The organism is Nocardia carnea NBRC 14403, assembly GCF_000308515.1.
GTDB classification, from domain to species: domain Bacteria; phylum Actinomycetota; class Actinomycetes; order Mycobacteriales; family Mycobacteriaceae; genus Nocardia; species Nocardia carnea.
Map to the genome: position 1 here is coordinate 66,457 of NZ_BAFV01000124.1, position 25,003 is coordinate 91,459.

23 protein-coding genes are annotated in these 25,003 nt (G+C 67.3%); 14 read left to right on the forward strand and 9 right to left on the reverse strand.

What is annotated here, in order from left to right; genetic code table 11:
• Positions 1–142 precede the first annotated feature (142 nt).
• The 10 genes from ON22_RS32390 (at position 143) to tatC (ending at position 12,111) form a co-directional block, all read left to right on the forward strand.
• Entirely contained in the window at positions 143–1,564 is a 1,422-nt protein-coding gene (locus tag ON22_RS32390; RefSeq protein WP_033242757.1) for a condensation domain-containing protein, read from the forward strand.
• Positions 1,561–2,970, forward strand: coding sequence for an MFS transporter (locus ON22_RS32395; protein WP_033242758.1), 1,410 nt, complete (start codon positions 1,561–1,563; stop codon positions 2,968–2,970). The genes ON22_RS32390 and ON22_RS32395 overlap by 4 nt, the downstream gene beginning before the upstream one ends.
• Positions 2,967–4,526, forward strand: coding sequence for a glycosyltransferase family 39 protein (locus ON22_RS32400; protein WP_051158369.1), 1,560 nt, complete (start codon positions 2,967–2,969; stop codon positions 4,524–4,526). Before ON22_RS32395 ends, ON22_RS32400 begins: the two co-directional genes overlap by 4 nt.
• A 190-nt stretch (positions 4,527–4,716) precedes the next feature.
• The gene (locus ON22_RS32405) at positions 4,717–5,697 is read left to right on the forward strand and encodes an alpha/beta hydrolase (protein WP_051158370.1); all 981 of its coding nucleotides are present in this window, start codon (positions 4,717–4,719) and stop codon (positions 5,695–5,697) included.
• Between the two features lie 162 nt (positions 5,698–5,859).
• Positions 5,860–7,065, forward strand: coding sequence for an oxygenase MpaB family protein (locus tag ON22_RS32410; RefSeq protein ID WP_033242759.1), 1,206 nt, complete (start codon positions 5,860–5,862; stop codon positions 7,063–7,065).
• A gap of 105 nt (positions 7,066–7,170) precedes the next feature.
• The gene (locus tag ON22_RS32415; protein WP_033242760.1) at positions 7,171–7,998 is read left to right on the forward strand and encodes a lytic transglycosylase domain-containing protein; all 828 of its coding nucleotides are present in this window, start codon (positions 7,171–7,173) and stop codon (positions 7,996–7,998) included.
• A gap of 124 nt (positions 7,999–8,122) precedes the next feature.
• Positions 8,123–8,365: a hypothetical protein gene (locus tag ON22_RS32420; RefSeq protein WP_156052232.1), complete on the forward strand. Its 243-nt coding sequence runs from the start codon at positions 8,123–8,125 to the stop codon at positions 8,363–8,365.
• Positions 8,366–8,997: 632 nt separating this feature from the next.
• Positions 8,998–10,782, forward strand: a complete 1,785-nt coding sequence (locus ON22_RS32430; protein ID WP_033242763.1) for a hydroxysqualene dehydroxylase — start codon at positions 8,998–9,000, stop codon at positions 10,780–10,782.
• An 85-nt stretch (positions 10,783–10,867) separates the two neighbouring features.
• Positions 10,868–11,131 (forward strand): Sec-independent protein translocase subunit TatA, encoded by a 264-nt coding sequence (gene tatA, locus ON22_RS32435; protein ID WP_033242764.1) that lies wholly within the window; start codon positions 10,868–10,870, stop codon positions 11,129–11,131.
• A 107-nt stretch (positions 11,132–11,238) separates the two neighbouring features.
• Positions 11,239–12,111: a twin-arginine translocase subunit TatC gene (gene tatC, locus ON22_RS32440; protein WP_051158371.1), complete on the forward strand. Its 873-nt coding sequence runs from the start codon at positions 11,239–11,241 to the stop codon at positions 12,109–12,111.
• Between the two features lie 40 nt (positions 12,112–12,151).
• On the opposite strand, the gene ON22_RS32445 is transcribed toward tatC, so the two are convergent.
• Both ON22_RS32445 and ON22_RS35090 read right to left on the reverse strand, forming a co-directional pair.
• Positions 12,152–12,982, reverse strand: a complete 831-nt coding sequence (locus ON22_RS32445) for a PucR family transcriptional regulator (protein WP_051158372.1) — start codon at positions 12,980–12,982, stop codon at positions 12,152–12,154.
• Positions 12,983–12,988: 6 nt separating this feature from the next.
• Positions 12,989–14,284, reverse strand: coding sequence for a PucR family transcriptional regulator (locus tag ON22_RS35090; protein WP_156052233.1), 1,296 nt, complete (start codon positions 14,282–14,284; stop codon positions 12,989–12,991).
• Positions 14,285–14,472: 188 nt separating this feature from the next.
• Here ON22_RS35090 and ON22_RS32455 point away from each other — a divergent pair, with 188 nt between their 5' ends.
• On the forward strand, positions 14,473–15,123 hold the full coding sequence (locus tag ON22_RS32455; RefSeq protein WP_051158374.1) for a TetR/AcrR family transcriptional regulator: 651 nt from the start codon (positions 14,473–14,475) through the stop codon (positions 15,121–15,123).
• 34 nt (positions 15,124–15,157) lie between these two features.
• On the opposite strand, the gene ON22_RS35095 is transcribed toward ON22_RS32455, so the two are convergent.
• From ON22_RS35095 to ON22_RS32475, 4 genes are all read right to left on the reverse strand, one after another.
• Complete coding sequence (locus tag ON22_RS35095; RefSeq protein ID WP_051158375.1) at positions 15,158–15,649, reverse strand: SSI family serine proteinase inhibitor; 492 nt, start codon at positions 15,647–15,649, stop codon at positions 15,158–15,160.
• Positions 15,650–15,942: 293 nt separating this feature from the next.
• A complete protein-coding gene (locus ON22_RS32465; protein WP_033242765.1) occupies positions 15,943–16,176 on the reverse strand; it encodes a hypothetical protein in 234 nt (77 codons plus the stop codon).
• Between the two features lie 132 nt (positions 16,177–16,308).
• Positions 16,309–17,976 (reverse strand): steroid-24-oyl-CoA synthetase, encoded by a 1,668-nt coding sequence (casG, locus tag ON22_RS32470; protein ID WP_033242766.1) that lies wholly within the window; start codon positions 17,974–17,976, stop codon positions 16,309–16,311.
• An 89-nt stretch (positions 17,977–18,065) separates the two neighbouring features.
• Positions 18,066–18,971: a TIGR03619 family F420-dependent LLM class oxidoreductase gene (locus ON22_RS32475; protein ID WP_033242767.1), complete on the reverse strand. Its 906-nt coding sequence runs from the start codon at positions 18,969–18,971 to the stop codon at positions 18,066–18,068.
• A 217-nt stretch (positions 18,972–19,188) separates the two neighbouring features.
• Here ON22_RS32475 and ON22_RS32480 point away from each other — a divergent pair, with 217 nt between their 5' ends.
• The 3 genes from ON22_RS32480 (at position 19,189) to ON22_RS32490 (ending at position 22,352) form a co-directional block, all read left to right on the forward strand.
• The gene (locus tag ON22_RS32480; protein WP_033243053.1) at positions 19,189–20,061 is read left to right on the forward strand and encodes an IclR family transcriptional regulator; all 873 of its coding nucleotides are present in this window, start codon (positions 19,189–19,191) and stop codon (positions 20,059–20,061) included.
• 567 nt (positions 20,062–20,628) lie between these two features.
• On the forward strand, positions 20,629–21,591 hold the full coding sequence (locus ON22_RS32485; RefSeq protein WP_033242768.1) for an acyl-ACP desaturase: 963 nt from the start codon (positions 20,629–20,631) through the stop codon (positions 21,589–21,591).
• 116 nt (positions 21,592–21,707) lie between these two features.
• The gene (locus tag ON22_RS32490) at positions 21,708–22,352 is read left to right on the forward strand and encodes an HhH-GDP family DNA glycosylase (RefSeq protein WP_033242769.1); all 645 of its coding nucleotides are present in this window, start codon (positions 21,708–21,710) and stop codon (positions 22,350–22,352) included.
• Positions 22,353–22,517: 165 nt separating this feature from the next.
• Here ON22_RS32490 and ON22_RS32495 read toward each other — a convergent pair whose 3' ends face one another.
• The 3 genes from ON22_RS32495 to ON22_RS32505 all read right to left on the reverse strand — a co-directional run bounded on the left by ON22_RS32495 (position 22,518) and on the right by ON22_RS32505 (position 24,825).
• Positions 22,518–23,234 (reverse strand): MBL fold metallo-hydrolase, encoded by a 717-nt coding sequence (locus tag ON22_RS32495; protein WP_033242770.1) that lies wholly within the window; start codon positions 23,232–23,234, stop codon positions 22,518–22,520.
• Between the two features lie 65 nt (positions 23,235–23,299).
• The gene (gene yczE, locus ON22_RS32500) at positions 23,300–23,941 is read right to left on the reverse strand and encodes a membrane protein YczE (RefSeq protein WP_033242771.1); all 642 of its coding nucleotides are present in this window, start codon (positions 23,939–23,941) and stop codon (positions 23,300–23,302) included.
• 110 nt (positions 23,942–24,051) lie between these two features.
• Entirely contained in the window at positions 24,052–24,825 is a 774-nt protein-coding gene (locus ON22_RS32505) for an SDR family NAD(P)-dependent oxidoreductase (protein ID WP_051158376.1), read from the reverse strand.
• Positions 24,826–25,003: the final 178 nt, after the last annotated feature.

Sequence of the window (25,003 nt, forward strand, 5' to 3'; positions counted from 1 at the left end):
GCCGGGGAACACCGAGTTTTCGGCGCGCTCCGGCGTCCGGAACGCCGCGGCGACGGCCGGATCGGCCGTCGGTTCCCGGGCCGACTCGGCGCACGACACGTGGTGCCGGGCCGGCCCAAGTCGGCACGAAACGAGGCATTCGGTGGTCAATTACGGCTTCTTCGAAGAATGGGATCCGGCGGGCGGTGTGCTCACCACCTGGACCGCGACCCCGCACTCGCGCGAAGCGGCGCGACGGGCACCGGCGCATCCCACACCGCCGTCGTATCAGCAGGAGGTCTACCTCCGCGCCGCATACCGTGAGGACGGACAGGGGTTCCGCGCATCGCGGCTGTGCATGATCGCCTTCGATCTGCCGGGCGTACCCGACCATCGCGCCATGACCCGCACCGTGAATGCTTTCTTGCGCCGCCACGATACGTTCACCTGCCACTTCGTTCCGCGGGTGGATGGATCGTTCGAGCGGCACCGGATCGATCCGCGGACCATCGATTTCCGGCCCGTCCGGCACGGCGCGACTGCCGGCAGCGCCGCGATCCGGTCGCATGTCCAGCGCGAAACCCCCGGCCCACTCGAATGGGACTGCTTCACCTTCGGGATCAGCGAGCGCACCGACTCTTTCACGGTGTACGCGGCCATCGACCATCTGCACACCGACGGTGTCGCGCAGGCTCTCACCTTCGTCGACCTGCTGACGATCTACTCCGCGGAATGCGCCGGCCGTCCCGCCGCGCTACCGGAGATCACCGGTCATATCGCCTACTGCGACCGCGACCGGCGGGTGAACCGGCAACTCGGCCCGCATTCGCCGGGCGTCCGGGAATGGCGCAACATCCTGTACCGGCACGGCGGTGAAATACCGGCGTTCCCACTGGATACCGGAGTCGTCCGGGGCGGCTACACCAGGGGCGCCCAGGTGACCGTGACCCTGCTCCCGGAAGCACAGGCGGTCGAATTCGACGAACTGTGCGCGAATCAGGGCGGGCGTTTCCTCGCCGGGATTCTCGCCGCGGCGGCCTGTGTGGAACGTGAACTCGTGGGCCGCCCCCGATATCTCGGACTGACTCCGGTCAACACCCGGCACGAGGTGGGGGAGGCCGCTTCGGTCGGTTGGTACACCAACCTCGTTCCCGTCTCGTTTCCGGTCGGAGCGGCCGATACCTTCGCTTCGCTGGTGGGTTCCGCGCAGCGGGCCATGGACCAGGCCAGGCAGCTGTCGGATATTTCGCTGCACCGGGTGCTCGAGCTCGCCGAGCACGATCCGAATATCGGTGCCGCGCCGGGTTGCTCGACGCCGATGCTGTCGTATCTGGATATCCGCCGGATTCCGGGCGTCGCCATGTTCACCGCGGTCAACGGTGGGATCTACGCCAACCCGATCAGTCCGCGCGAGGTCTACATCTGGGTGAACCGGTTCGCGGACGCCACCCGCATCACCCTGCTGTTCCCGGACAACGGCCGCGCCCGCGAATCGGTCGACCGGTATCTGTCGGCGCTTCGCCGGGTGGTGAATACCGTCTGTTCCACCGGAGATTACGGCCTGGCCGTGGAAGCGGTGCCGTGATCGCCCCGACCGCATCCGGCGCTGCCACCGGCTCCGAGCGCGTACTCCGGGGGCCGTTGATCGTCTGCCTGTTCGCGGTGGCGGTGCAGGTGCTGGATATGACGATGCTGGCGGCGGCGCTACCGGCCATCGGCCGCGCACTGCACTTACCTGCGGCGCAGCAGGTGCTCGTGGTTACCGGATACAGCCTGGTCTTCGGCTGTGCACTCATGGCCGCGGCCCATTTCGGCGACCGGTTCGGCCGCAGACGGATCTATCTGACCGGTATGACGGGATATGCCCTCTGTGCAGGCTGGTGCGCCGCTGCCGGCGGGGGAGCGGAACTGGTGACGGCGCGCTGTCTGCAGGGACTGTGCGGTGCGCTGGTGGCGGCGCAGACGCTGGCCGTCATCACGACCTCGTTCGGGCCGCGGCACCGGACCACCGCGTTCGCCGCCCACAGCGCGACCGCCGCGGCCGTTGCCGTCGCCGGCCCCGTCCTGGGCGGGGTCCTCGTCGACGCGGATCTCGGAAATACGGGGTGGCGTTCGGTCTTCCTGGCCGAGATGGTGTGTGCACTGGTCGCGGTCGCCGTGGCCGTACGGTTCCTGCCCCGGCACCGGCCGGCGCCGGACCGGCGGTCCGATCCGGTCGGGGCCGGACTCGGGATCGCTGTGGTCGCGGTGCTGTTATCGCTCGTACTGCCGCTGGGGGGCCCGCGATCCGTGCCCGAACTGGCGTTCGGTGGGGTATGCGTGGCGGTGGCGCTGCCGGTGCTCGTGCACCGTGGCCGCGGAACCGGCCGCGCCCAGGTGTTCCCGGTCGCGCTGTTCGCCCGGCGGGAATTCGCGCTGGGCGCGGTGGCAGTGGTGGGTTTTTCGGCGATATTCGCCGGGCTTCCGCTGACCGTGTCGAATACCGCTCAGCTGGGTGTGGGTTTCAGCGCACAGCAGGCCGGAATGCTGCTGCTGCCGAGTGCCCTCGGTGCGGTGGCCGGCGCACTCTCTGCACCGATGCTGATCCACCGGATCGGCACGGTGGCCCTGCTTGCGGGCACGGTGCTCTTCGGGCTCGCCACGGTATCGGTTGCCGTGCTGATCGATCCGGGGTCCGGACGCATCGACGTACCCGGTCTGATCGTGCCGCTGGCAGTAGCGGGGATCGGCCTCGGCTGGTTCGCGGCACCGTTACCCGGCCTGTTGATGTCCGGGATCGATCCGGACGACACCGGTGCGGCGTCGGGATCGGTACCCACCCTGCAGCAACTGGGTGGTGCGCTGGGACCGGTGATCCTGCTCGCCCGGCCGGAAGAATCGGCCGCGGCCTCCGATCACCTTGCCGCACTGGTCGACTCCTTGTTGATCGTTGCCGGGATGGCCGCTGCTCTGGCGATGGTGATCCTCGCTCTTCCGAGGGCGCGGAGATGAGTTCCGTGCGGCAGGTCGACCCGGTGCCGGTCGTGCCGAGCAGCCGGAACACCGATGTGGCGCCGTTCGCCGTGATTCCGGTGTCCCTGCTGGCGGGCGCGGCGGGGCTGCTGTGGCTGGTGCGGGCGGACCGTTACCCGTATTTCGGAGACGAACTGTATTTCCTGATAGCCGGCCGGCATCTCGCCGCCGGCTACGCCGATCAGGGGCCGGTCGTCGCGGTGCTGGCGCGCGCGGCCGATCTCGTCGCCCCGGGATCGCCGGTGGTACTGCGCACCCCGGCGATCCTGGCGGCGGTGGCCGCGGTCGTGCTGACCGCCGCGCTGGTCCGTGAGTTAGGCGGGGGCACATACGCGCAGGTGCTGGCCGCGCTGGCCTACGCGACCTGTCCGTTCACACTGTCCCAGGCCGCCGCCCTGTCGACGTTCGCACTCGAGGCCACCTGTTCGGCGCTGGTGGTATTCCTGGCAGTGCGGTGGACCCGGACCCGCGATAATCGGCTCATTGCCGGGGCAATCGCCGTGGCCGCGCTGGACCTGCAGATCAAATGGCTCGCACTCGTGGTGCTGGCCGGGCTCGCCGCCGGATTCGCGCTCGCCGGGCCGCGGGTCCTGTGGCGCGCGCGGGTGTTGTGGGCGGCGGGTGCGGTGGCCGCGCTGAGCGCAGTGCCCGGGATCGTCTGGCAGGCGCGGCACGGGTGGCCGCAGTGGGCGATGGGTGAGGTGATCCGGGCCGAGCAGAATTCCGCGACGGGAGGGCGGATAGCACTGCTCGGGCACCAGTTGCTGCAATCGGGTGTTCTCGGAACGGTTCTCCTGACGGCAGCGATCCTCGGTTTCCTGCGCCATGCGGGCTTACGGCAATACCGCTTCGTTGCGGTGACGGCGGTGGTGGCCCTGGGCTTCGCCGTCGTCACCGCGACCCGGCCCTATTACACGGCCGCGCTGCTACCGGCACTGTTCGCGGCGGGCGCGGTGGCTCTGGCGGCGTGGTCCGGACGGCGGGGGCGCGGTCTGGCGGTCGGTTGCGGTGCCGTGGCTACCACGATCGCGGTGGCAGTGGTGGTGGTCCTTCCGCTGGGAGCGGTGGATCGGCCCAGTGATTCGGCCGCGCAGGTTTACGCGCGCTTGCGGATGCACGGGACCAGCGGCCTGCCGGACCTGACGGCGACAGTGACGCGGGCATACCGGGAACTTCCGGCGGATGTGCGGGACCGCACGGTGATCATCACCGATACGTACTGGCAGGCCGCCGCGCTCGAATACTTCGCGAGGGCGCAGCTGCCGCCGGTCTACAGCCCCAATCGCGGATACGCGTACTTCGGACGGCCACCCGACCGCACCGGCAGTGTGCTGTACGTGGGCTCGGCAGCAGGCCGGGACACGCTGTGCGGGCACTTCCGGACGGCCGCCACCGTGGCGCAGGCCGATGAACGGCTCGGCTTCCCCGGAATCAGCCGGTTCGTCACCGTCGCGCACTGCACCGGAGTACTGCGCCCGTGGCCGGAAATCTGGGCGCGCACAACAACTCTGACTCTCGATATGGGCGTCACATGATCATGCGAAACGGCGCATTCGTCCCGAAGGAGTGACAATGACCCGGTACCTGCCGAATACGAAGAGATCCGGAACGGGCGCAGTCGAGGAGGTCCGTGCCCGTACCGAGGGTTACGCCTCGTCACCGCGCGCTCGGCGCCGGGACCGCTCGGGTGCCGCTGGGCGCACGATAGTTCGGTGGATCGCCTCGATGCTGGGTGTGCTGATCGTGCTGTTCGCCGGCGCGGCGCCGGGTTCGGCAGCTCCTGAGACGGACGCGGGGGAGTCCCGGATCGTCGATACCGCGCCGGGACCCGACGGTTTCCTCGACGTACAGGTGTACTCGGCGGCGATGAACACGACCCTCTCGGTGCAGGTGCTGCGCGCCGGTGATCCCGCCGAAGCGGCGCCGACCCTGTACCTGCTGAACGGGGCCGCCGGCGGGCACGATGCCAGCAGCTGGCATCAGAAGACCGATATCCGGGAGTTCTTCGCCGGCGAACAGGTCAATGTCGTGATACCGCTGGGCGGTTCGGGCAGTTACTTCACCGACTGGCAGAGCGATGATCCGGTGCTCGGCCGGCAGCAGTGGACGACCTTTCTGACCCGGGAACTGCCGCCCCTGATCGACGCGGAGTTCAACGGCACCGGCGTCAATGCGGCCGCCGGTATATCGATGGCGGCGACCTCGGTGTTCCAGCTGGCCCTGGCCGCCTCCGGCCGGTATGTGGCGATCGGCTCCTACAGCGGCTGTATTCGCACCTCGGATCCCATGGGCCGGGTGATGGTCCGCGCGGTGGTCGGCCGCTGGGGCGGGGATGCGTCCAATATGTGGGGCAGGTGGCCCAGCCCGGCGTGGACGGCCAACGATCCCTATCTCCACGCCGAAGAGTTCCGCGGAACCACCGTGTACGTCTCGACCGGGACCGGTCTGCCGGGGCCGCTGGAAACCCTGCAGGGTCCCGGTATCGCGGGCGATGTCGGCAAGCTCGTGGACCAGGCGGTGGTGGGTGGTGTGCTGGAGGCGGTCACCAACCACTGTGCTCATATGCTGCGAGACCGGTTGAACGAACTGGGAATTCCTGCCGTTTTCGATCTGCGTCCGAACGGTACGCATTCGTGGGGTTATTGGGAGCAGGATCTGTACCGGTCGTGGCCCCTGTTCCGGGATGCCTTGACACGCGGGCAGTGAGAGCGCGGCCGGTAGACCGACTGGACACTCGAACATTGACTCAATGTAACGGGATCGGTATCCTTGGTGCATACCCTCGGGGGGTCGACTTTCATTCCGCCGTCGTCGGCACATTCGTGCCGACGATCTCTTGTGCCCGTCGACTATTCGCAAGGACCGAATATGGCTGTGATCATTCCCGTCCGGCATCCCGAACTACCCCGCAAACTACCTGCGCTGCATGCCCTCGCCGCGCTACTCGGCGTCGCCGCCCCGACCCCGGCGCAATGGCAGGAACTCGGCGAGGCGCTGACACTCGGCGATCCGCCGATGGACGCCGTGGTCGACTGGATGTACCGCGACGGACTGGACGTTACCTGGCCACTGTTCGAACAGGCGCTCCGGCACGGAATCACGGAAATGCGCGATGCGCCCGCACCGCTGTGGGATTTCTTCCTCGGGGTGGAATCACCGCCGCACTGGCTGGATCCGGAACAGTTGCGCCGGGGCGCGCGGGTCTACCGGCTGGGCGGAGTCGACGGGGTCTATGTCGCGCGCGATGTCGCATTCCTCGGCGGCTACCTGGCCTCCGGATTCAACAAAACACTGCTCCGCACCGGGGCGCTGGAGAAGGGCCCCGCCAAACGGTTCGCCGAAACGGCCCAGTGGGCGCTGGACGTCACCGCCGAGAACGGATTACGGCCCGGCGGTCTCGGTTACCGTTCCACGATTCAGGTCCGCCTGATCCACGCGCTGGTACGACGCCGGGTCGCGACCATGCCGGACTGGCAGGGCGAGAGCTGGGGACTGCCCATCAATCAGACAGATATGGCCGCGACCCTGGTCGGTGCCTTGATCGCGCCGATAGTCGGATCCGTGCCGATGGGAATCATTGCGCCACGGCGAGATCTGGACGCCGCCGCGCATCTGGTGCGCTATGTGGGCCGGCTCATCGGTGTCCAGGACAGCTTCCTTCCCGTCGACTTCACCGACGCGGTCCGGGTGCTGTATCACACCCTCGCCGCCATCACCGACCCGGACGAGACAACGCCGCAACTGGCGGTGCCCATGGCCGACGACCCGCTGACCTGGCATTACCGGAACTTCCCGGAGCTGCGGCGCCGGATCGCCCGAGCTCAGCACCTCTCGATCGCCGGCGCCCTGCTGGGCCCTAAGGCAATGCGCAGACTCGGTCTGCAGCCGTACATGCCGCCGTGGTATCCGCTGCTGCGGGTACCGGTGAATCTGGTCCGCTCGGGGCTGATCCGGCTGCCCGGCGGTGCGGAACGTGTGGCAGCGCACGGCCGGCGGGCGCAGGAAGCGTTCCAGCGGACGCTCACCGGATCGGATTCGGTGGTGATCGGCGAATCGGTCGAGGGGTTCCGATGAAAGGGCACGCGCTATGGGGATGCGAATGATGCTGGTACACAAATTTTTGTGCCGAGATCAGAGGGCGGGCCCGGCCGCTGTCTCCCGGTGGGCGGGAGCGCACTGATGGGCAGGCATCGGCGCCGGCGCCGGCGGGCGCTGCCCCGGATCTCGGTGGTAACGCTGACCGGTCTGCTGCCCACCGGCGTTTTCGCTGTCGCGCACCCACCGGAGGAGGTGGCCGACGTGCCGGAGTCGGATCTCGCCAGGGGCGTGAAGGGGGTGGCCGAGAACCCGAGCCCTACCCCTCGCCTCTCCGTGCCCCGGCCGCCGCCACCGGTTTTCGTACCTCTGAAGGAAGCGAAACCGGCCCCGCCGCCGCCACCTCCGCCGGTCGTCTCCGTCCCGGCTTCGGGGGTCGGGGATATCCCGGCGGTTGCGGTGGCCGCATACCGGAACAGTGCGGTTGTCCTCGGCGCCGAAAGCCCAGCCTGTGGCCTGCCGTGGACCCTGCTCGCCGGTATCGGCCGGATCGAATCGGGACATGCTTTCGGTGCCTTGGCCGACGGTGCGGGAAATCCGGTTCAGCCCATTTACGGACCCGTACTGGACGGGACGCTGGACGGAAACGAAATAATCACCGATACCGACGACGGTTTACTGGACGGTTCCACAACCCACGATCGTGCCGTGGGCCCGATGCAATTCATTCCGGAAACATGGGGCTACTACGCCTCGGACGGAAACGGCGACGGAGTGACGGATCCGCAGAATATCTTCGATGCGACCCTGGCCGCCGGCCGATATCTCTGCGCCGGCGGCGCGGAGCTCGACCATCGGGAGCAGTGGGAGCGAGCGATTCTGCGCTACAACAACTCTGTGGCCTATGTCGTATCGGTGCTGGCCTGGGAAGAAACGTACCGAAATGGCTCGGGACCGTCCGCTGCGGGTTGAAATTCATATCCAGAAAGCTGATCGATCGGGTTATATACGATCACAAACAATATCTGATCGGAAAATATCCGCGTTACGATCGGGACGTCTTCATCGGATAGCCGCGCGAAAGGTTGAGTGATTTATGCGTGCTATTGCAAAAGTGGGTGCGGCCGGAGCGATGCTCGGTGGCCTGGCATTCGGAGTGGTGCCGGCGCAGGCGGCTCCGGGTATAGCGCTGGAGCCCGCGGCGGTCGTCGACCAGGCCGCCGAGCCGGCCGCTGCGCCGGGTGGTGGTGGCGGATCCAGCATCGTCAATGCCGGGTCGTCGGCCCTGTCCTGCGCGCTGTCCAGCATTTCCGGCGGTGTGTGGTGCCTGCCGGGATGATGTAACACCAGTTTCGCCGGTGCGGCGGCGGTCCGGGAATTCGTTCCCCGGCCGCCGCCGTTTCCGTTTGTTTCGGTCCTGTCGCCGTGGGCGGTACCCCCGGACGTCCGGGGAGGGCTCGGTCGTTCCGGTGGTTTCCGTTGTAGGGCAACGCCCGATCATTGTGACGCTGCCGTAGCGGCTCGGGCCCCCGGTAGGTGATTATCCGGTCGGTGCGCGAAAGGATGTGTGCCGCAGGTAGTGCCGGTACCGTTCGGATCGGGCACCGTAACGCGCGGCGGGTGCCTTTTCTCGCTCGGCGGTTTCGAAATAATGGAACAGGCACCGATCGGGGCCGCCGAGCGAGATACCCCGCGGCCACTCCGGATAATTCGTTTCCGCCGGCGTCGTCGCCTCCGCCGCATATCCGACCCCGTCGGTCCCGGTCCGGCAACTGTGGAACCGGTCCTGATGATGAATTCCCTGAGCTCCGTTGAGATCTGGTGGATGCTTCGGCAGACGGTTGCGAAAAATATTTGCAGATACCTGTGACATCGCATCAAGAGCTGATCTTTCGTTGACCGTATGTATCGACGCTGGATACATTGTTGCCCACCTGATCGGAAGCCTGATGCCAATAAGGACGTGATCCAATGGCCGAATCCGAAGTCTCCCGCCGTAGTTTCGTGAAAGGTGCTGCGGCCGGTTCGATCGCAGTAGCTGCCGCGACGGCGGCAAGCAGCGGTTTGGTAGGCCTCACCAATGCCCACGCAGCCCCCACGAAGAAGAAAGTAGCCGTGCTGGGGGGCGGTATCGCCGGCCTCACCACCGCACACGAACTGGTCGAGCGCGGGTTCGAAGTCACCGTGTACGAACGACGTGCCTGGGGTGGTAAAGCGCGCAGTATCGACACACCGTTGCCGGTGGCGGGCGGCCGCAGACCACTGCCGGGCGAACACGGCTTCCGATTCTTCCCGGGCTATTACTACGCGATCCCCGACACCATGAGCCGAATCCCTTTCGAGGGTAATGAGCGGGGTGTCCAGGACAATCTCACGGAGGCGCTCACCGCGACCGGTGCGCAGGGCGCCCCCGACATCACCATTCCGTTCGCGCTGGACTTCAACGCGATCGGGCTGGCGGCGAATCCGCAGCGGATCCTCCGGACACTGCTCGGCGGGATGATCTGGCTGCCGAAGCTGCCGATTCCCGATCTCACCGTCCTGCTGCGGTCGCTGCTGGTCTATTTCACCAGTAGCGACGAGCGCCGGCTCGGTCAGTGGGAGCACACCTCCTTCAAAGACTTCGTGTTGATGGACGGCTCGAACCCCACCTATAGCCTGCTCATCTCCACCGTCACCCGTGCCCTGGTGGCGGCCAAGGAAGAGAAGGCCAGCGCTCGGACGATCTGCAACCAGGCCGAAGGGTTCCTGGCCGCCATCCTGCATCGCACCGACGGACGTTTCCCGGACCAGGTGCTGAACGGGCCGACCAACGAGCGGTGGTTCGACCCGTGGCTGGCCTATCTGGAGGGCCAGGGAGTGAAGTTCCAGATGGGGACCGATATCAAATCACTGGAAGTCGCCGACGGGCAGATCAAGTCGGTGAAGGCGACCACCGAATCCGGCGACAGCGATATCGAGGCCGATTGGTACGTGATGGCCTTCGCTCCGGAGCAGGTGCCGCAATTCCTGAGCCCGGAGATCCTGGAGCTGGATCCCGACCTGGAGCGGATCAAATCGCTGGAGGTCGACTGGATGAACGGTATCCAGTTCTATCTGAAGACCGATCGGCCGATCGCCCCGGGCCATATCGGCTGGATCGACTCGCCCTGGCGGCTCACCGGTATCCAGCAGGGCCAGTTCTGGGTCGACAAGTTTGCCGACACGTACGGCGATGGCAATGCCAAAGATTGCCTGTCACTGTGCATCTCGGACTGGGAGGTGCCGGGGCAGAAGGTGCGCAAGCCGGCCATGGAGTGCAGTCCGGAGGAAATCGCCAGGGAGGTCTGGCATCAGATCACGACCTCGCAGCAGGGCGAGCCATTGGTCCCCGATCTGACGGACCGGGATCTGCACTCGTGGTTCCTCGATCCCGGGTACCGCTGGGATCCGGCCGCGGGCAAGGGAACCAACGAGGACTACCTGATGATCAACACGAAGAGCTCCTGGGAGAACCGTCCCACCGGCCCGACCAAGATCCCGAACTTCTTCCTGGCCGGCGACTACCTGAAGACCGAGGTCGACCTCGCGACGATGGAAGGCGCCTGCGAGGGGGGTCGGTACGCGGCGAACGCCATCCTGGACGCGTCCGGCTCGGACGCGGAGAAGGCGCAGCTGTGGAAGCACCCCACGCTCCGGGAGTTCGAGGGGGCCCGTGCCCTCGATGCGCGCCGGTATGCGGCCGGTCAGCGCAACATCCTGGATTTCCCGCGGTAGTCCATACGCGCAGTTCAGGTCCGGCCGCCCCGGGTCCCCTCGCCGGGCCGGCCGGACCATCCGTCCACAATGATCGGAGGCAGCCATGGGCGCGATGAGTCCTGCACACTGGCTGATAATTGTCCTGGTATTCGCCCTCTTCTTCGGCGCGAAACGCTTACCGGACGCGGCCCGCAGCCTGGGACGCTCGATGCGGATCTTCAAGACCGAAGTACAGGAAATGCACGACAAACCGGATTCGGATCCGGCCGAATCCGGCGATATGCCGGTCCGGCAACTGTCCGCGGCCGATAGCGCCGACCGGGTAGCGGAGGCGAAACCGATGTTGCGGGATTCGCTGCGGGCCTGAGCGTTCCGGTGTCATACCGGGCCGGGGTGCCGCCGGAGATTCCGGCGGCACCCCGGTGATTCGCCGTGGGCGCCCCTGCGTGACACAGCACTATCCGAGGCGAGGTAATGGGAATTTTCGACGCGCTCCGCCGCGGCCGGCGGCGGACGGATCCGGACGCCACCATGCCGCTGGTCGAGCATCTGCACGAACTGCGCAGCCGGCTGCTGAAATCACTCGCGGTCGTCGCGGTGACCACCCTGCTGGGTTTCTACTGGTACAGCCACACAGTATTCGGTATGCCCAGTCTCGGCGATACGCTACGCGAACCGTATTGTTCGCTGCCGCCGGAGGTACGGGCGGCGATCACACCGGACGGCAGCTGCCGGCTGCTGGCCACCGGGCCGTTCGAACAGTTCGTCCTGCGCCTGAAGGTCGCGATCACCGCGGGGGTCGTACTGGCCGCGCCGGTCTGGCTGTACCAGCTGTGGGCGTTCATCACCCCCGCCCTGCGTACCGCCGAACGCAGATATTCGGTCGGTTTCACCGCCGCCGGCAGCGCGCTGTTCGCCTCCGGTGCGGTGCTGGCATATCTGGTGGTGGCGCACGCCCTGGGCTTTCTGCTCGCCATCGGCGACAATGCACAGATCACGGCGCTGAGCGGCGCCGAATACTTCGGCTTCATGATTCAGCTCCTGGTGATCTTCGGCGTCAGTTTCGAGACCCCGCTGCTCATCGTCGGACTCAACCTGATCGGCGTGCTGGAATACCGGCGTTTGGCGGCCTGGCGTCGCGGAATCATCTTCGGGCTCTTTGTCTTCGCGGCGGTAGTAACTCCGCAGGACCCGCTGTCCATGCTCGCGCTCGCGGGAGCACTCACGATACTGTTCGAGCTCGCCGTCCAGTTCACCCGATTCAACGATAAACGCCGGGCCCGGCGGGCGGACTCCGCGCTGCCCGACGATACGGCCGCACCTGTTCCCGACCCGGAACCGGTGTGAGCGGGCGTCGCACCGCGAATGTCACCGGCGCGGCCCGGGCCTATTCGGTTCCGGTTGTGTATCCCCGGACCACCAGGGCCGACCGCAGATACCACAGTCCCGGTGCCTCATTGGCGTCCAGGCCGGTCAGCTCACCGATCCGCTTGAGACGGTAATCCACCGTATTGGGGTGGATATGTAATGCGCGGGCGGTCCGCTGCCGATTGAGATTGTTGGCGATATGGGTGTGCAGCGTGCGGGTCAGCTCCGGGTGCACGTCGAGCGGATCCAGTAAGGACGCGAGCTGATCCCGCCCCGGCCCCGGCCGGGTGAGCTGGTATTCGAGTGCGAGATCGTCGAAGCGGTAGAGCCCGGCCGTCAGCCGCAGGCGGCGGACCACATCGACGATCGCCCAGACCTGTTCGGCGGCTGTCGGAATACCGGCCGGTGACGCTTCCGCGATTGCGGTGACCACCGGCGCACCCACCGCCTGCACCACGCGGTCGACGGAGGCATCGAGATCGCTGCCGGTGCCGGCGTGGGCGGGAATCAGAACCGTGGTGCCGTCGGTGGTCCAGTGCGCCAGTGCCTCCGGGGAGAAGAATTCGGCGAGCTCTCCGGGCGTGATCCGGCATCCTTCGCTGTGCGCGGCCGCGGGCTCGCGACCGAGCGCCGGCGCGGGGGGCGGTATATCGACCGCCAGAACATGGTAGGAGCCGGCAACAACGACCCCGGCCGCCCGCGCCGCCCTCGCCGGGCTGGACCCCGTGAGCAGAGTGGCGGCCAGTGTGCGCTTCTCTGTTCCGGAGCCGGAGGACGCGTACCAGGCGGCCGTGCCGCGGCGATGGGCGCCGGGGGCTGCCCGCGTGCACGCGTTGTCGTCGACCGGCATCCGGCATCACCTCGCTGTAGGACTGTCTTCCCGCGGCGAATCCGCACCGGGGCAGCCGCCCGCCGCAGTCGTCGACGCGGCGCAGATACGGGCCGCCGGGGGCTCGGCGGCGGGTACGGCGCTGCCGTGTTCGTAACTGTGCGCGATGAGGGCGGACTGCAGATACCACAGTCCGGTCTGCTGCACCGGATCGCAGCCGGTGAGTTCCTGAATGCGCCGAAGCCGGTAATCGACAGTGTTGCGATGCAATTGGAGCATCTGCGCGGTCGCCTGCCGGCGCAGGCGGTTGCGGATGTACAGCAGCAGCGTATCGAGTAGCTCCGGATGGTCGTAGAGGCGAGCGACCCGGGCCGCCAACCGGGTGCGGGCAGGTCCCGGCCGGGTGAGCTGGTATTCGAGGGCGAGATCACCGAACCGGTAGAGACCCGGACCGTACCGCAGCCGCTGAGCGAGATCGAGCAGTTCGTGCGCGGTATCGGCCACGGCCGCTGTTGCCGTGCGCGGTGCCGGGGCGGTGGTCGCCAGGAGCGGCACCTGGGCCGCCGCGGCCAGATCTGCCACCACTTCGGTGACGTCCGCGGAATCGGCGGGAACCAGCAGCGTACCGCCGTGCACGCCGAGGGCGGCCAGGATCGACGGATCGCGGGCGAGAACCGGCCGCATACGGTGCACGGCACCGTATGCGGCGGAACCCTGGAATGCCGTATCGCCTGCGCCGGCGCGGCAGTCGGCGCAACAGGTGGTGTGGAGGGTGAGCGCGAGCACCGTATACGTTTCGCTGATCCGGGCGCCGGGTGGGAGCGCCTCGGTGCGGCCCTGTGCCACGGCAGTGGCCAGCGAGCGCAGTGCCGGCGCGGGGCCGTCCGTGCCGTTCGGCAGGGGTCCGGTGAGGCCGGTGGACACCGCCTGTGCCACGGCCTCGTGGGCGTGGACGAATCGGCGGATTGCGGGCAGCAGCTCTATCGCCGGACCGGATTGCGCGTCGGCGAGGAGATCGGCGAAACAGTCGTCGACCGCTCCTCGGACGACGCGGTGGAACGCTTCGGCGGTGCCGCCGCGGCGGATCCAGTCGGCGGCCGAATCGTGGAGCCGGGCCAGCTCGGGTGCCGGCTGCGAATGTGGCAGGCTCGCGGCCTCGTCGGTGAGTACCCGGTGGTATGCCCGGACCACCGAGGTCCGGCAGTCGGCGAGCTCCGCGGTGCCGGGCCGGGCGTCGGGTCCGGCGGTGCTGTCGCCGCGGACGGAACTGCCCGGCCGGGGCCGGGTATCGCCGGTGGGGTGAAGGTCGGCGCTGACGGTCATATCGGCTCCATTCGGCTGGCCGGCCCGGGTCATGGATCGAGCAATACGATAGCGCGAATGTAACAAGGCATCAATATCGGGTTCACCGTGTATCGGGGCGCCGAGTGGTGATTGACGACCGCCGTGGGCCGTCGGCCAAGGCAACAGAAACCTTTGACCCAAAGAAACAAGGGATGTAGTTTCGATGCATGTTGCGTGCGTATGACGAGGTCGAGGAGACGATCCTGGACGCGGCACTGCAGCGGATCCTGCAAGTGGGCATCCGGCGGAGCAGCCTCGACGATATTGCGCGCCGCTCCGGGCTCAACCGGGTCACCATCTACCGGCGTTTCGCCGGGAAGGACAACCTCGTCGACGCGGTCCTGGCGCGCGAGATCCAGCGAGTTCTGGCCGAGGCCACGGCCATCGCCACCACCACGGCCGGTGTCGACGCGCAGATCGAGGAAACGGTCCTCTATATCCTGCGGCTCACCAGAACCCATCCACTGATCACGCAGTTGCTCGAGGTGGCGCCGGAGGAGGCGCTGAGTTTCTACACCGTCCGCGGCGAAGAGTTGGTATCGCAGGGCATCAAGTTCATCGACAGTATTCTGGACGCCGCGCAGGAGCGTGGGGGGATCGACCGGTACGACACCGGGCCGGTGGCCGAACTCGTCGCCCGGTTCGCACATTCGCTGATGCTCACGCCCACGGCCGGTGCGGATTTCGACGATCCGGATGCCGCGCGCGCCTTCGTCCGCGCGGCGATCCTGCCCCTGATGAAACACGGCCTGGGGCCGTCCGCCCCACCATCCGGAACCCGGCGCCGTACGCGGCCGAAAACGCCTCCATCCGAATAGTATTCGTGCTGGTCGGGTCCGGTGTTGCGGCCGGTCAGAATTTGTAGACGTGTTCGGCGGATCCGGCCAGCACGCACCAGTTGGCGAAATCGTGCTGATAGGTCACCGGCCGGCTGTCCCAGAGTCCGATCACCAGAAGCGAGACCGGTTCGTAGATCATCGGGCAGGCGGCCGGCTCGGCGGTGAGGGCGGCGAAATCACCGCCCGCCTCCTCGAGTTCGGCGCACGCGTCCACCGGTTCCGGATGGGCGCCACCGTGTTTGGGGGCGCACAGCAGGGTTGTGGTGCGAAATTCGGGTTCGCCCGAGCGGGCGACCGCGGACAGCGTCAGCACCGAGATCCGGGAATCCCCGGCTTCCGGGGTGGGGCCGGCCGGCGGCGATGATTCGGGAGTGGCGCTTTCCGGAGTTCGCGAGCTCGGCGGCGGCTCGGTCGTGCTGGATTCCTGCGCCTGCGCGGGGGCGAGGGCGAACCATGTCCCGCATACGAGCACCGCGGCGGCGGCAAGGCGACCGAGTTTCGACATTATCCGAGCCTTCCTCGAATCTCCGGCCGCGGTGTGATTGCACAACAATGGACACGTCCGGTTTGTGTATCGATATCAATTCGAAGTATGCGCCGAGAATATGCTTATAAGAATTGTTCGCACCGGCGCCGGGAATTGTTGACGGCGGAGGGATTCCGCGGTTGCTCCGGGATCGGCGGCGGGGGCACGCCACCGATCCCGGAGGTGCCGGGCCCTGCCGGGGCCGTGCCCACGAAGTCGGCACGGCCCGGACCGGCGGGGCCGGATCTCGCTGTCCCGCAACGGGGACGAGGTCAGGACCCCATACTGCCGGAAAGGCTCGAGACGAGGTCGAGGACGATATCGAGGCCGGTTTCGATCAGGTCCGATCCGGCGTCGATAACGCCCGATCCGGTGCTCGGGAGCATGCCGGATTCGGCGACGGGGCCGGCGGGGGTCAGGGCCGGCGCGGCCTGTGCGGGCGCTGCGGCGAGCGCTACCGCGCCGGCGATCGCGACGGAAGCGAGAATTCCGGAAAATGCGCGCATGTGATTTCTTTCTGGTCGGAAACTTCTTGCGCCGCCAGGCTATCCCGGGTTATTTGTCCATCGCTGGAATTGGTGGCGATACACGATGGTTCCGTGTATCCATTCGTGCCGTATTACGGCCTCGCGGAGAAATCAGAGCGTGATTGCGCGGCGGGCGAGTTTGCCGGTGGCGTTGCGCGGCAACGATTCCGTCGTGATCCGCCAGCGGGTCGGCACCTTGAAATACGACAGCCGCTCACGGGCGAATTCGGTGAGCTGCTCCTCGGTGACCGTGACGTCCGGCGCGACCACCACCACCGCTGCCACCTCCTGCCCGAGGTCGGAATGAGGTACGCCCACGACAGCGCATTCGGCGATATCGGGGTGCTCGTCGAGGCATTGTTCGATCTCGGTGGGGTAGACGTTCTCCCCGCCGCGGAGGATGAGGTCGGAGCGACGGCCGGTCAATCGGAGCTCGCCCCCCTCGACGATGCCGTAGTCGCCGGTGCGCAGCCAGCGGTCCGGGGTGATGGCGGCGGCAGTCGCGGCCTCGTCGTCCCAATATCCGAGCATCACAAAGGGGCTGCGGACACATACCTCGCCTTCGGTGCCGTCCGCGACCTGCACGCCGTCGGGATCGCGGATCTCGAGGTTCACGGTGAGGATCGGCCGGCCGAGCGTGCCGGGGGAGCGGTTCAGATCGGCGGGGGTGGCGACCGCGATCGCAGTACTGCATTCGGTCAGCCCGTAGCTGTCGACGAGTGCGTCGCGGGCGAACGGGAATCGTTCCCGGAGCCGGTCCTTGAACGCGATCGACGACGGGGCCGAGGCCAAGGCGAACGAGGTGAGGGAGGACAGGTCGAAGTTCTCGGCGCCGTCGTATTCGAGCAGTCGCGCGGCCATGGTGGGCACGGCTCCCCAGTTGGTGATCCGTTCCCGTTCGATCAGGCGGAGCACGGTCTCGACATCGAAACCGCCCTGATTCAAGATCACCGCGCTGCCCGTGGCCAGCCGGGGTACGACCAGATTGTGCAAGCTCGCGATATGGAAAAGGGGCGAGGTCAGCAGGCATCGGAGTGGCACCGGTTGCGAGTCGTCGTAGTCGTGGCCCGACATTTCGGCGGCGAACGCATCGCCGAAGCGGAAGTAGTCGACGACGGCCAGCAGATTGCGCTGCGAATGCAGGGCGCCCTTGGGGCGCCCGCTGGTGCCGCTGGTGTAGAGAATGACCGAGGGGTCGTCCTCGTCGACCTCCGGCTGGGGGAGTTCGGCACCGGAATGTTCGGTGACCAGGCGTGGTAGATCGGTTTCCGTGGTGAGCACGGTGATTCCGGAGGTGTCGAGTCCGTCCAGCAGCCGGGCGCGTTTCTCGTCCACGATCAGCACCGCGGGGCGGGAGTGCTGTAACCCGTAGTCGATCTCGCGCGCCACCCACCAGCTGTTCATGCCGACGGTGACGGCGCCCAGACTCTGGGTGGCCCAGAACGCCATCACCCATTCGGGGCTGTTGGCGGCCAGGATCGCCACCCGGTCACCCTTGCGCACCCCGTACCGGTCGCGCAGTGCGACCGCCAGCGCCGCGACCGCGTCGAGGTGCTCGGTGAACGAGATCCGGCGGTCCGTGGTGACCAGATAGTCGCGATCGCCCCATACCCGCGATCCGGCCAGCAGATCGGCCACCCTCCGGCCGCGATGGCGAATCACCGGGATCTCGGCACCGAGCACGTCCTCGGCCACGATTTCGAACCGGCCACCGGGGCCGGTCAACCGCCGGATGATGCCTTCGATCCGGGATTGCATATCGGTTGCCGGTGTCGCCATAGTGGCCGCCCTTCTCTCCACGGTGCCTGTCGGACAGCAACATGCCACGGCCCGACCGGGCGGTCGGTGACCTGTACCACTCAGCGAGACTACGCAGGTGTGTCCGGTGGCGGTGGTCCGGGCCGGTCGTCGAATATGCAGCCGAGCCCGGCGGCGAGGGTGCGCAGGGCCGTCAGCTGGTCGCAGTAGTCGGCGGCGCCGGTGGCTGTGAGTCCGACGCTCGCGATGGTGGTGCCGGCGGTCCGGAGCCGGTCCAGGGCGTGCGCGGTACGGTCCGGGGCGCCGATCGGGTCCAGTCGTTCGCCGGCGCTGAGTACCAGGTCGAATCCGGCGGGGAGTTCGACAGTTTTCAGCATGGACTGCAGCTCGGTGAGGGGGAGTCCGAACGGGACCCAGCCGTCGCCGAATTCGATCGCGCGCCGCAGCGAGCGGCGGGTCCGGCCACCGATCCACAGCGGGACCCGCGGCTGCACCGCGTTCGGCCGGACGACCATATCGTCGAAGTCGTAGTACCGGCCGTGGTATTCGGGCCGATCTGTGGACAGGGCGGCGCGCAGCGCGGCGAGTGCATCGTCGGCGCGGGCTCCGCGTTCTGCGAATTCGGCGCCGAGCAGTTCGAACTCCTCGCGGAGGCTGCCGACGCCGAGCCCCAGGATCAGCCGCCCGCCGCTGACCAGGTCGAGCGTGCCGTATCGCTTGGCGATTTCGAGTGGATGGTGATAGCCGAGCACCAGTACCTGGGTGGTCAGCCGGATACCGCTGGTGCGGGCCGCGAGGAAGCCGAAGGTGGCCAGCGGATCCCAGTAGGTGCCGCCTCGTTCGGCCGCGATATCGACCGGGACGGCGACGTGTTCGCTACAGGTCAGGTGGTGGAAGCCCAGCCGGTCCGCAGTTCCGGCGATCCGGGCGAGTTCGGCGATTCCGGCGTCTCGTTCCCAGTCCGCGCACATCGACGGATGGGCGATGACGATGGGCGACGAGATTCCGATATGCATCCTGGCGAATTCTCCGCTACTGGTGTGCCGGCTCGGTGGGTTCGGCGTCCGTTCTACCGTGCCCGCCAGGAGTGGCGTACCGGCCGTCTCGGTGGGTGGTATCCCGGCGACTCGCTCGTTCTGCCGGGCAGACGGCTTGCAGGTGCTACTCTGAAACAAGAATGAATTTCAGTTTTTGCCTGTGAAAGGCCTCTGAACAGTGCTGTTGGAGGAAGTGATGACCGTCACGGACTTGGTATCCGCCCCCCGGGCCGAGGTGCGGGAGCTGCCGCAATCGATGGTCGAGCGAATGACCGCGATACTCGATGCGTTCGAAGGCCGCGCCGCGCGCCTGTCCCTCGAGGACGTTGCCGATTACGCGGGGCTGCCCCGCTCCACCGTGCACCGCATCCTGCACCAGTTGGTGGGCCTGGACTGGATCGAGCACACCGCGTCCGGCTACCGCCTGGGCCGCCGTGCCCTGGGGCTGGCCGGTGGCGACGGCGGCCGCAGTGAGATCCGCGCGGCGGCGGCGCCGCTACTGCACCAGTTGCACCTGCAGACCGGTCTGGTCGTGCACCTGACAGTGCTCGAGGGCGGGGACAGTGTGTATCTGGACAAGGTCGGTGGCCGATTCGCCACCTGCGTCCCCTCACGGGTGGGCGGCCGGGCACCGGCCTACGCGACCGCCGGTGGGAAAGCCATTCTGGCCGGGCTGCCCCCGGAAACCGTCGATGCCCTGTACGGCCCGCGCCTGCGCGGCTGTACCGATCGCACGGTTTCCGATCTCCCCGCACTCCATCAGGAGCTCAACCGGATACGGCGGCGCAACGGCCTCGCTCTCGAACACGGTGAATCCGCGCCCGGCGTCTCCTGTGTCGGTACGGCGATCCGCGGTTACGACGGCCCGGTCGCCGGAATCTCGCTGTGCGGGGACACCCGCTCGGCCCGGCTCGACCGTGTGGCGCCCCTCGTCGCCGACGCTGCCCGCACGATATCGCGCTCGCTGTACCCGGAACACTCGGATCGGCGCCGTACCCGGGGTAACGCCCGGATTCCGGCGACGACGCCGGATACCACCGCCCCACTGGTATCCGCCCGTGCCGGCTGACGTGCCGGGGTACTCGGCAGCGATCCGCCCGTCGGCGCTCGGGCCGAAGCGGTCGCAGTGATTGCGTACTCGGCTGCGCCCGCGGGCGCGGGATCGCCGGTGGGCGGCCGCGATAGGCCCTGAGCGGCCCGCCGACCCACCTCTGGGAAATCGCGGGGCCCGCTGGATTTGTGAATTCGCCGGACCAGTTGTCCCCAGGTCCGGGTGCGTGACCACCGGCTGGGCCCGTCCTTCGGTGAATTGCCTGATCAGCGTGAGGTTTTCGGCCGCCGTGGCAGCTTGTGCCGGCATTGCTACCCTGTCGGGGATCGGTCACCGGCGCTGCCGTAGATCCGGACAATGTTGTCCGGGCCCGGCCTCGACCGCGTGATCGATCTGCCCGGCAGCGGGTATCGTCTGCACCGCTGGGTAGCTGTGAGCAGGGCCTGCGCGGAGTGTGGAGAGATATCTCCGGGCGGGAGAGTGTGTTCGACCCGATCCGAGATCGTCGAGTGCCGTTTCCGGTCATGAACCCGGCCGCCGGCGCCGCTCTCGGATCGTTTCCGAGGACGAGCCGAGAGGATCTGCATGGGACGCGATATGACGCAGCACGAATTGCTGGTCGAGCTGGAACCGGTAGTGGCCGAGAATCTGGATCGGCACCTGGCCACGGCCAAGGACTGGAACCCGCACGACTACGTGCCGTGGGACGAGGGCCGCAATTTCGCCGCGATGGGCGGTGTGGACTGGGATCCGGAACAGTCACGGCTGTCGGAGGTCGCCAAGGTCGCGATGATCACCAATCTGCTCACCGAGGACAATCTGCCCTCGTATCACCGCACGATCAGTGAGCATTTCTCCAGTGACGGCGCCTGGGGCACCTGGGTGGGCCGGTGGACCGCCGAGGAGAACCGGCACGGTATCGCCATGCGCGACTATCTGGTCGTCACCCGCGGCGTGGATCCGGTCGCGCTGGAGAACGACCGTATGGTGCATATGACGCGCGGTGTGCATGCGCCGGAGTACTTCATGGGCATGCTCGATCAGGTCGCCTATGTGACCTTCCAAGAACTGGCGACCCGCATCAGCCACCGTTGCACCGGCAAAGTATGCGAGGACCCCATCGCCGACCGCATGCTCAAGCGGATCGCCACCGACGAGAACCTGCATATGATCTTCTACCGCAATTTGGCCGGGGCGGCGTTCGATCTCGCGCCCGACCAGGCGATGGAATCGGTCACCAAGATCATCAAGGATTTCGCCATGCCCGGCCGCGGTATGCCGAACTGGCGGCGTAACGGTGTCCTGATGGTCAAACACGGCATCTACGATCTGCGCCAGCATCTCGACGAGGTCCTGCTGCCGGTGCTGCGGATCTGGAACGTTTTCGACCGTACCGATTTCACCGCGCGCGGTGAACGCAGCCGTGAGGAGCTGTGCGAATACCTCGAGAAGCTGGGCAAGGATGTGCAGCGGTTCGAGGAGCAGCGGGCGCGGATGCTCGCCCGGGAAGCCGCCAAGGCGGAGAAGGCCGCGGCCACGGTGAGCTGAGCCGGACCGCGCCGTTCCCCCGGTACGCGGGAACGGTGTGCGAGGCTGGTGCGGGCGCCGGTTACACGGTGTGGGCCGGTGGGTTGCGGGTATACGCGACGGGAAAAGGAGGCCCGATGAGCCAGCGAGATGTTGTGCATGCACTACTCGACCGAGCCGGTAGCACCTACGCCGCCGAAGCGGGAATCAAGCTCGACGACAAACCGGCGCCACTGTTCCAGCTGTTGATGATGTCCGAGCTGCTCAGCGCCCGGATCTCCGCCGATATCGCGACCGCCGCGACGGCCGAACTCGTCCACAGCGGCTACCGGACCGCCCGCGAAGTCGCGGACGCGCAGTGGCAGGAACTGGTCGACGCACTGGGGCGCGGGCACTATCGCCGCTACGACGAACGCACCGCCTCCCAGCTCGGCGAAATCGCCGCGACCGTCCTCGAGAAATACGACGGCGACCTGCGCAAACTCGCCGAAGAAGCCGATCACGACCCGGACCGCGCCGCCGAACTCATCCAGCAGTTCAAGGGAATCGGCCCGACCGGTGGCGATATCTTCCTGCGCGAGGTACAGGACGTATGGCCGTGGGTTCGCCCGCATTTCGACCGCCGCGCGGTACACGGTGCGCAGCGGATCGACCTGCCCGCCGACCCCGGCAAACTGGCCCGCCTCACCCCGGACCACGAGGCCGCCGAGTTCGCCGCCGCGCTGGTCCGGGTCGCCGTCGACGACGATCTCGCCGCGGAGGTGCGGTCGGCGGCCCACTGACCGACCCGACCGGCCGGCATGTGATCCGGACCGGATCGACCGGGTCGCCTTTCAGGATCTCGGGCAACAGGGCTCGGCCCGGTGCATGGTCGGGCAAGAGCCCAGGCCCGGCGGATCCGGGCGTGGAGGTCGCGGTGGCGCGTGTCGGTGCGGGCCGGCGCCGTCTCAGTGCGGTATCCGCTCCTGGTAGACCGTCGCGAGATCGCGCAACGCCTGCTCGCAGTCGCCGGTGTAACCGGACCCGTGCATCACGGCCAGGGTGGTGGGCTGTAGCTCCGCGAGCCGATTCAGTGCCGCGGGGACGGCGGGGCCGATCGACGTCGCATGGAAGACGTCTTCGGCGACGGTCGCCGGCTCGACGAGGTCGGTATCGGTGAGTGCCGGTCCGTCACCGAGTTGGGTCATCAGGTCGCCACAGAACAGCACCCCGGTGGTCTCCTCGTACAGGACGCGCGCCTCCCAGTTGTGCGGTGCGTGCGGGGTGTCCAGATGCCGGATCCGGCGCCCGCCCAGATCGATCACCTCTCCATCGGCCAGCCGCCGTGGTGGCCGGTCGGCCAGATCGTCGATCGATACCAGGCAGCCCACCTCGCCGTGCGCCACCTCGGCGTTCGGGGCGGCCTCGAGGAAAAGGTTCATGGCCCCGCATTCGTCGGCCTCCACATGACCGAAGGTGATCCAGCGCAACTGCTCGACCGGCCTGATCCGCCCGACAGCGGCGGAGACCGCAGGAAACAAGGCCCGCATACCGGTGTGGAAAAGCAACGGTTCGTCGGCGTCGACGAAGAACTGATTGAAGGTGAATCCGGTGGGCCCCACATCGGGAACGTAGGTGGAGAACCGGTAGATACCGTCGGCGATTTCGTCGGTTCGGGTTTCCATAGGAGACGTCCTGGTAGTTTTCGAACCCCCGGATGCAGCACCCTGAGCAGTCGAACAGCGAATGGTCAGTTTACTCCCGGTGCCGCTTCGGCAGAAGGTCTGACCGGCTCCCGGCCGGCGGTAGCGAAACCCGGCAGCCATCCGTTCACCAGCGGTATCATCGCCTGGATCAGCGGCCCGATCGCGACCGCGTACACCACGGTCCCGAGGCCGACCCCGCCCCCGAGCAGCCAGCCGGTGGCCAGCACCGAGACCTCGATCGTCGTCCGGACCAGGCGCACCGACAAACCGGTCCGGCGCACCAAACCGGTCATCAGCCCGTCACGAGGTCCGGGCCCCAGCCCTGCGCCGATATACAACACACTGGCCAGCGCATTGAGAACCACCGCGAGCACCATCGCGCCCAACCGCACCGGAAGCGACTCCCACTCCGGCAGCAACCACAGCCCCACATCGACCGACACCCCGACCAGTACGACATTGCTCAGCGTGCCGAACCCGGGCCGCTGCCGCAGCGGTATCCAGGCCAGTAGTACGACGGCACCGGTCAGGATGGTGACCGTCCCGAAGCTCATCGGAACATGCTGTGTCACGCCCTGATGGAATACATCCCAAGGGTCCAAACCCACTGCGGCGCGGATCATCACGGCCATCGAGAACCCGTACAACCAGAGACCGGCGAACAGCGCCACAAGACGTCGGATCATGTGACGAGCATGCCGGGCAACCGGACTGCTCGTACAGGTCCACCTCTGTAGTACTGGCCTCTTGCTGGAGGGTCCGGCGCGTTCACCACCGGAAGGGACCGGGCTGTGATTCAGGTACCGGCGGCCATGCCTCCGGTCACGCGCAGCGTCTCGCCGGTGATGAACCGGGCGCTGGGGGAGGTCAGGTACAGCATCGCCTCGACCACGTCGGTTTCGGCGCCGTCGGTATCGATGAATTGCATTGCCTTGACACGGTCCTTCACCGCATCCGGTAGCTCGGCGCGGATCGTGTCGGTGAAGATCATGCCGGGAGAGATCGCGTTGACGCGGATACCGGCGGGGCCGAGCTCCCGCGCGAAGGTGACCGTGAGGCCGGCCACCGCGAGTTTCGACGTACCGTACGCGGTGCCGCCGAGATGTGCTGCCGCCGAGGCGATATTGACGATATTGGCGCCCGCCCGATGTGTCATATGCGGTTGCGCCCCGAGGGTGCAGGCGATCACTCCGATGACATTGACTTCGAAGAGCCGGCGAGTTTTCGCCAGCCCCATTTCGCCGATGGGCTTGCTGTATTCGTCGCTGTGCAGACCGGCGTTGTTGATCAGTACATCGATACCGCCGTGGATCGCGGCCGCCTCGGCCATGATCTCCGCCATTACGGTTTCGTCGGTGACGTCCCCGGTGCGGCCGGTCGCGGATCCGCCGTTGTCCCGGATCTCCGCCGCTGCTGCTTCGGCGGCGGCCGTATCGAGATCTACGAGGACGACAGCGGCGCCCTCGGCGGCGAGCGCGGCACCGAAAGCCTTCCCGAAACCCCGGGCGCCACCGGTGACCACCGCGGTAGTGCCGATCCGGGACGAAGTGCCTGATCGGCGGTCTTTCATTGTCACGTTCCACTCCTCGCGCCTTGCCGCCTGCCGTCGCAGCGCCGATACGTTGTGTCACTTGGTCGAGTCTGCTCGGGCTCGAGTGGTGTGTGGGCCGTTCGGCCGAGACATATCGGCGCCATCTTCGAGGTTCTCGCGTGGATAGCGGACCGGGGCTGTCCGGTATCGGATCTAT

Bases quoted from the DNA above. Each gene is read 5' to 3' on its own strand.
- ON22_RS32400 (WP_051158369.1), top strand. From the start codon at position 2,967: ATGAGTTCCGTGCGGCAGGTCGACCCGGTGCCGGTCGTGCCGAGCAGC.
- ON22_RS32405 (WP_051158370.1), top strand. From the start codon at position 4,717: ATGCTGGGTGTGCTGATCGTGCTGTTCGCCGGCGCGGCGCCGGGTTCG.
- ON22_RS32410 (WP_033242759.1), top strand. From the start codon at position 5,860: ATGGCTGTGATCATTCCCGTCCGGCATCCCGAACTACCCCGCAAACTA.
- ON22_RS32415 (WP_033242760.1), top strand. From the start codon at position 7,171: ATGGGCAGGCATCGGCGCCGGCGCCGGCGGGCGCTGCCCCGGATCTCG.
- ON22_RS32420 (WP_156052232.1), top strand. From the start codon at position 8,123: ATGCGTGCTATTGCAAAAGTGGGTGCGGCCGGAGCGATGCTCGGTGGC.
- ON22_RS32430 (WP_033242763.1), top strand. From the start codon at position 8,998: ATGGCCGAATCCGAAGTCTCCCGCCGTAGTTTCGTGAAAGGTGCTGCG.
- tatA (WP_033242764.1), top strand. From the start codon at position 10,868: ATGGGCGCGATGAGTCCTGCACACTGGCTGATAATTGTCCTGGTATTC.
- tatC (WP_051158371.1), top strand. From the start codon at position 11,239: ATGGGAATTTTCGACGCGCTCCGCCGCGGCCGGCGGCGGACGGATCCG.
- ON22_RS32445 (WP_051158372.1), bottom strand. From the start codon at position 12,982: ATGCCGGTCGACGACAACGCGTGCACGCGGGCAGCCCCCGGCGCCCAT.
- ON22_RS35090 (WP_156052233.1), bottom strand. From the start codon at position 14,284: ATGACCGTCAGCGCCGACCTTCACCCCACCGGCGATACCCGGCCCCGG.
- ON22_RS32455 (WP_051158374.1), top strand. From the start codon at position 14,473: ATGTTGCGTGCGTATGACGAGGTCGAGGAGACGATCCTGGACGCGGCA.
- ON22_RS35095 (WP_051158375.1), bottom strand. From the start codon at position 15,649: ATGTCGAAACTCGGTCGCCTTGCCGCCGCCGCGGTGCTCGTATGCGGG.
- ON22_RS32465 (WP_033242765.1), bottom strand. From the start codon at position 16,176: ATGCGCGCATTTTCCGGAATTCTCGCTTCCGTCGCGATCGCCGGCGCG.
- casG (WP_033242766.1), bottom strand. From the start codon at position 17,976: ATGGCGACACCGGCAACCGATATGCAATCCCGGATCGAAGGCATCATC.
- ON22_RS32475 (WP_033242767.1), bottom strand. From the start codon at position 18,971: ATGCATATCGGAATCTCGTCGCCCATCGTCATCGCCCATCCGTCGATG.
- ON22_RS32480 (WP_033243053.1), top strand. From the start codon at position 19,189: ATGACCGTCACGGACTTGGTATCCGCCCCCCGGGCCGAGGTGCGGGAG.
- ON22_RS32485 (WP_033242768.1), top strand. From the start codon at position 20,629: ATGGGACGCGATATGACGCAGCACGAATTGCTGGTCGAGCTGGAACCG.
- ON22_RS32490 (WP_033242769.1), top strand. From the start codon at position 21,708: ATGAGCCAGCGAGATGTTGTGCATGCACTACTCGACCGAGCCGGTAGC.
- ON22_RS32495 (WP_033242770.1), bottom strand. From the start codon at position 23,234: ATGGAAACCCGAACCGACGAAATCGCCGACGGTATCTACCGGTTCTCC.
- yczE (WP_033242771.1), bottom strand. From the start codon at position 23,941: ATGATCCGACGTCTTGTGGCGCTGTTCGCCGGTCTCTGGTTGTACGGG.
- ON22_RS32505 (WP_051158376.1), bottom strand. From the start codon at position 24,825: ATGAAAGACCGCCGATCAGGCACTTCGTCCCGGATCGGCACTACCGCG.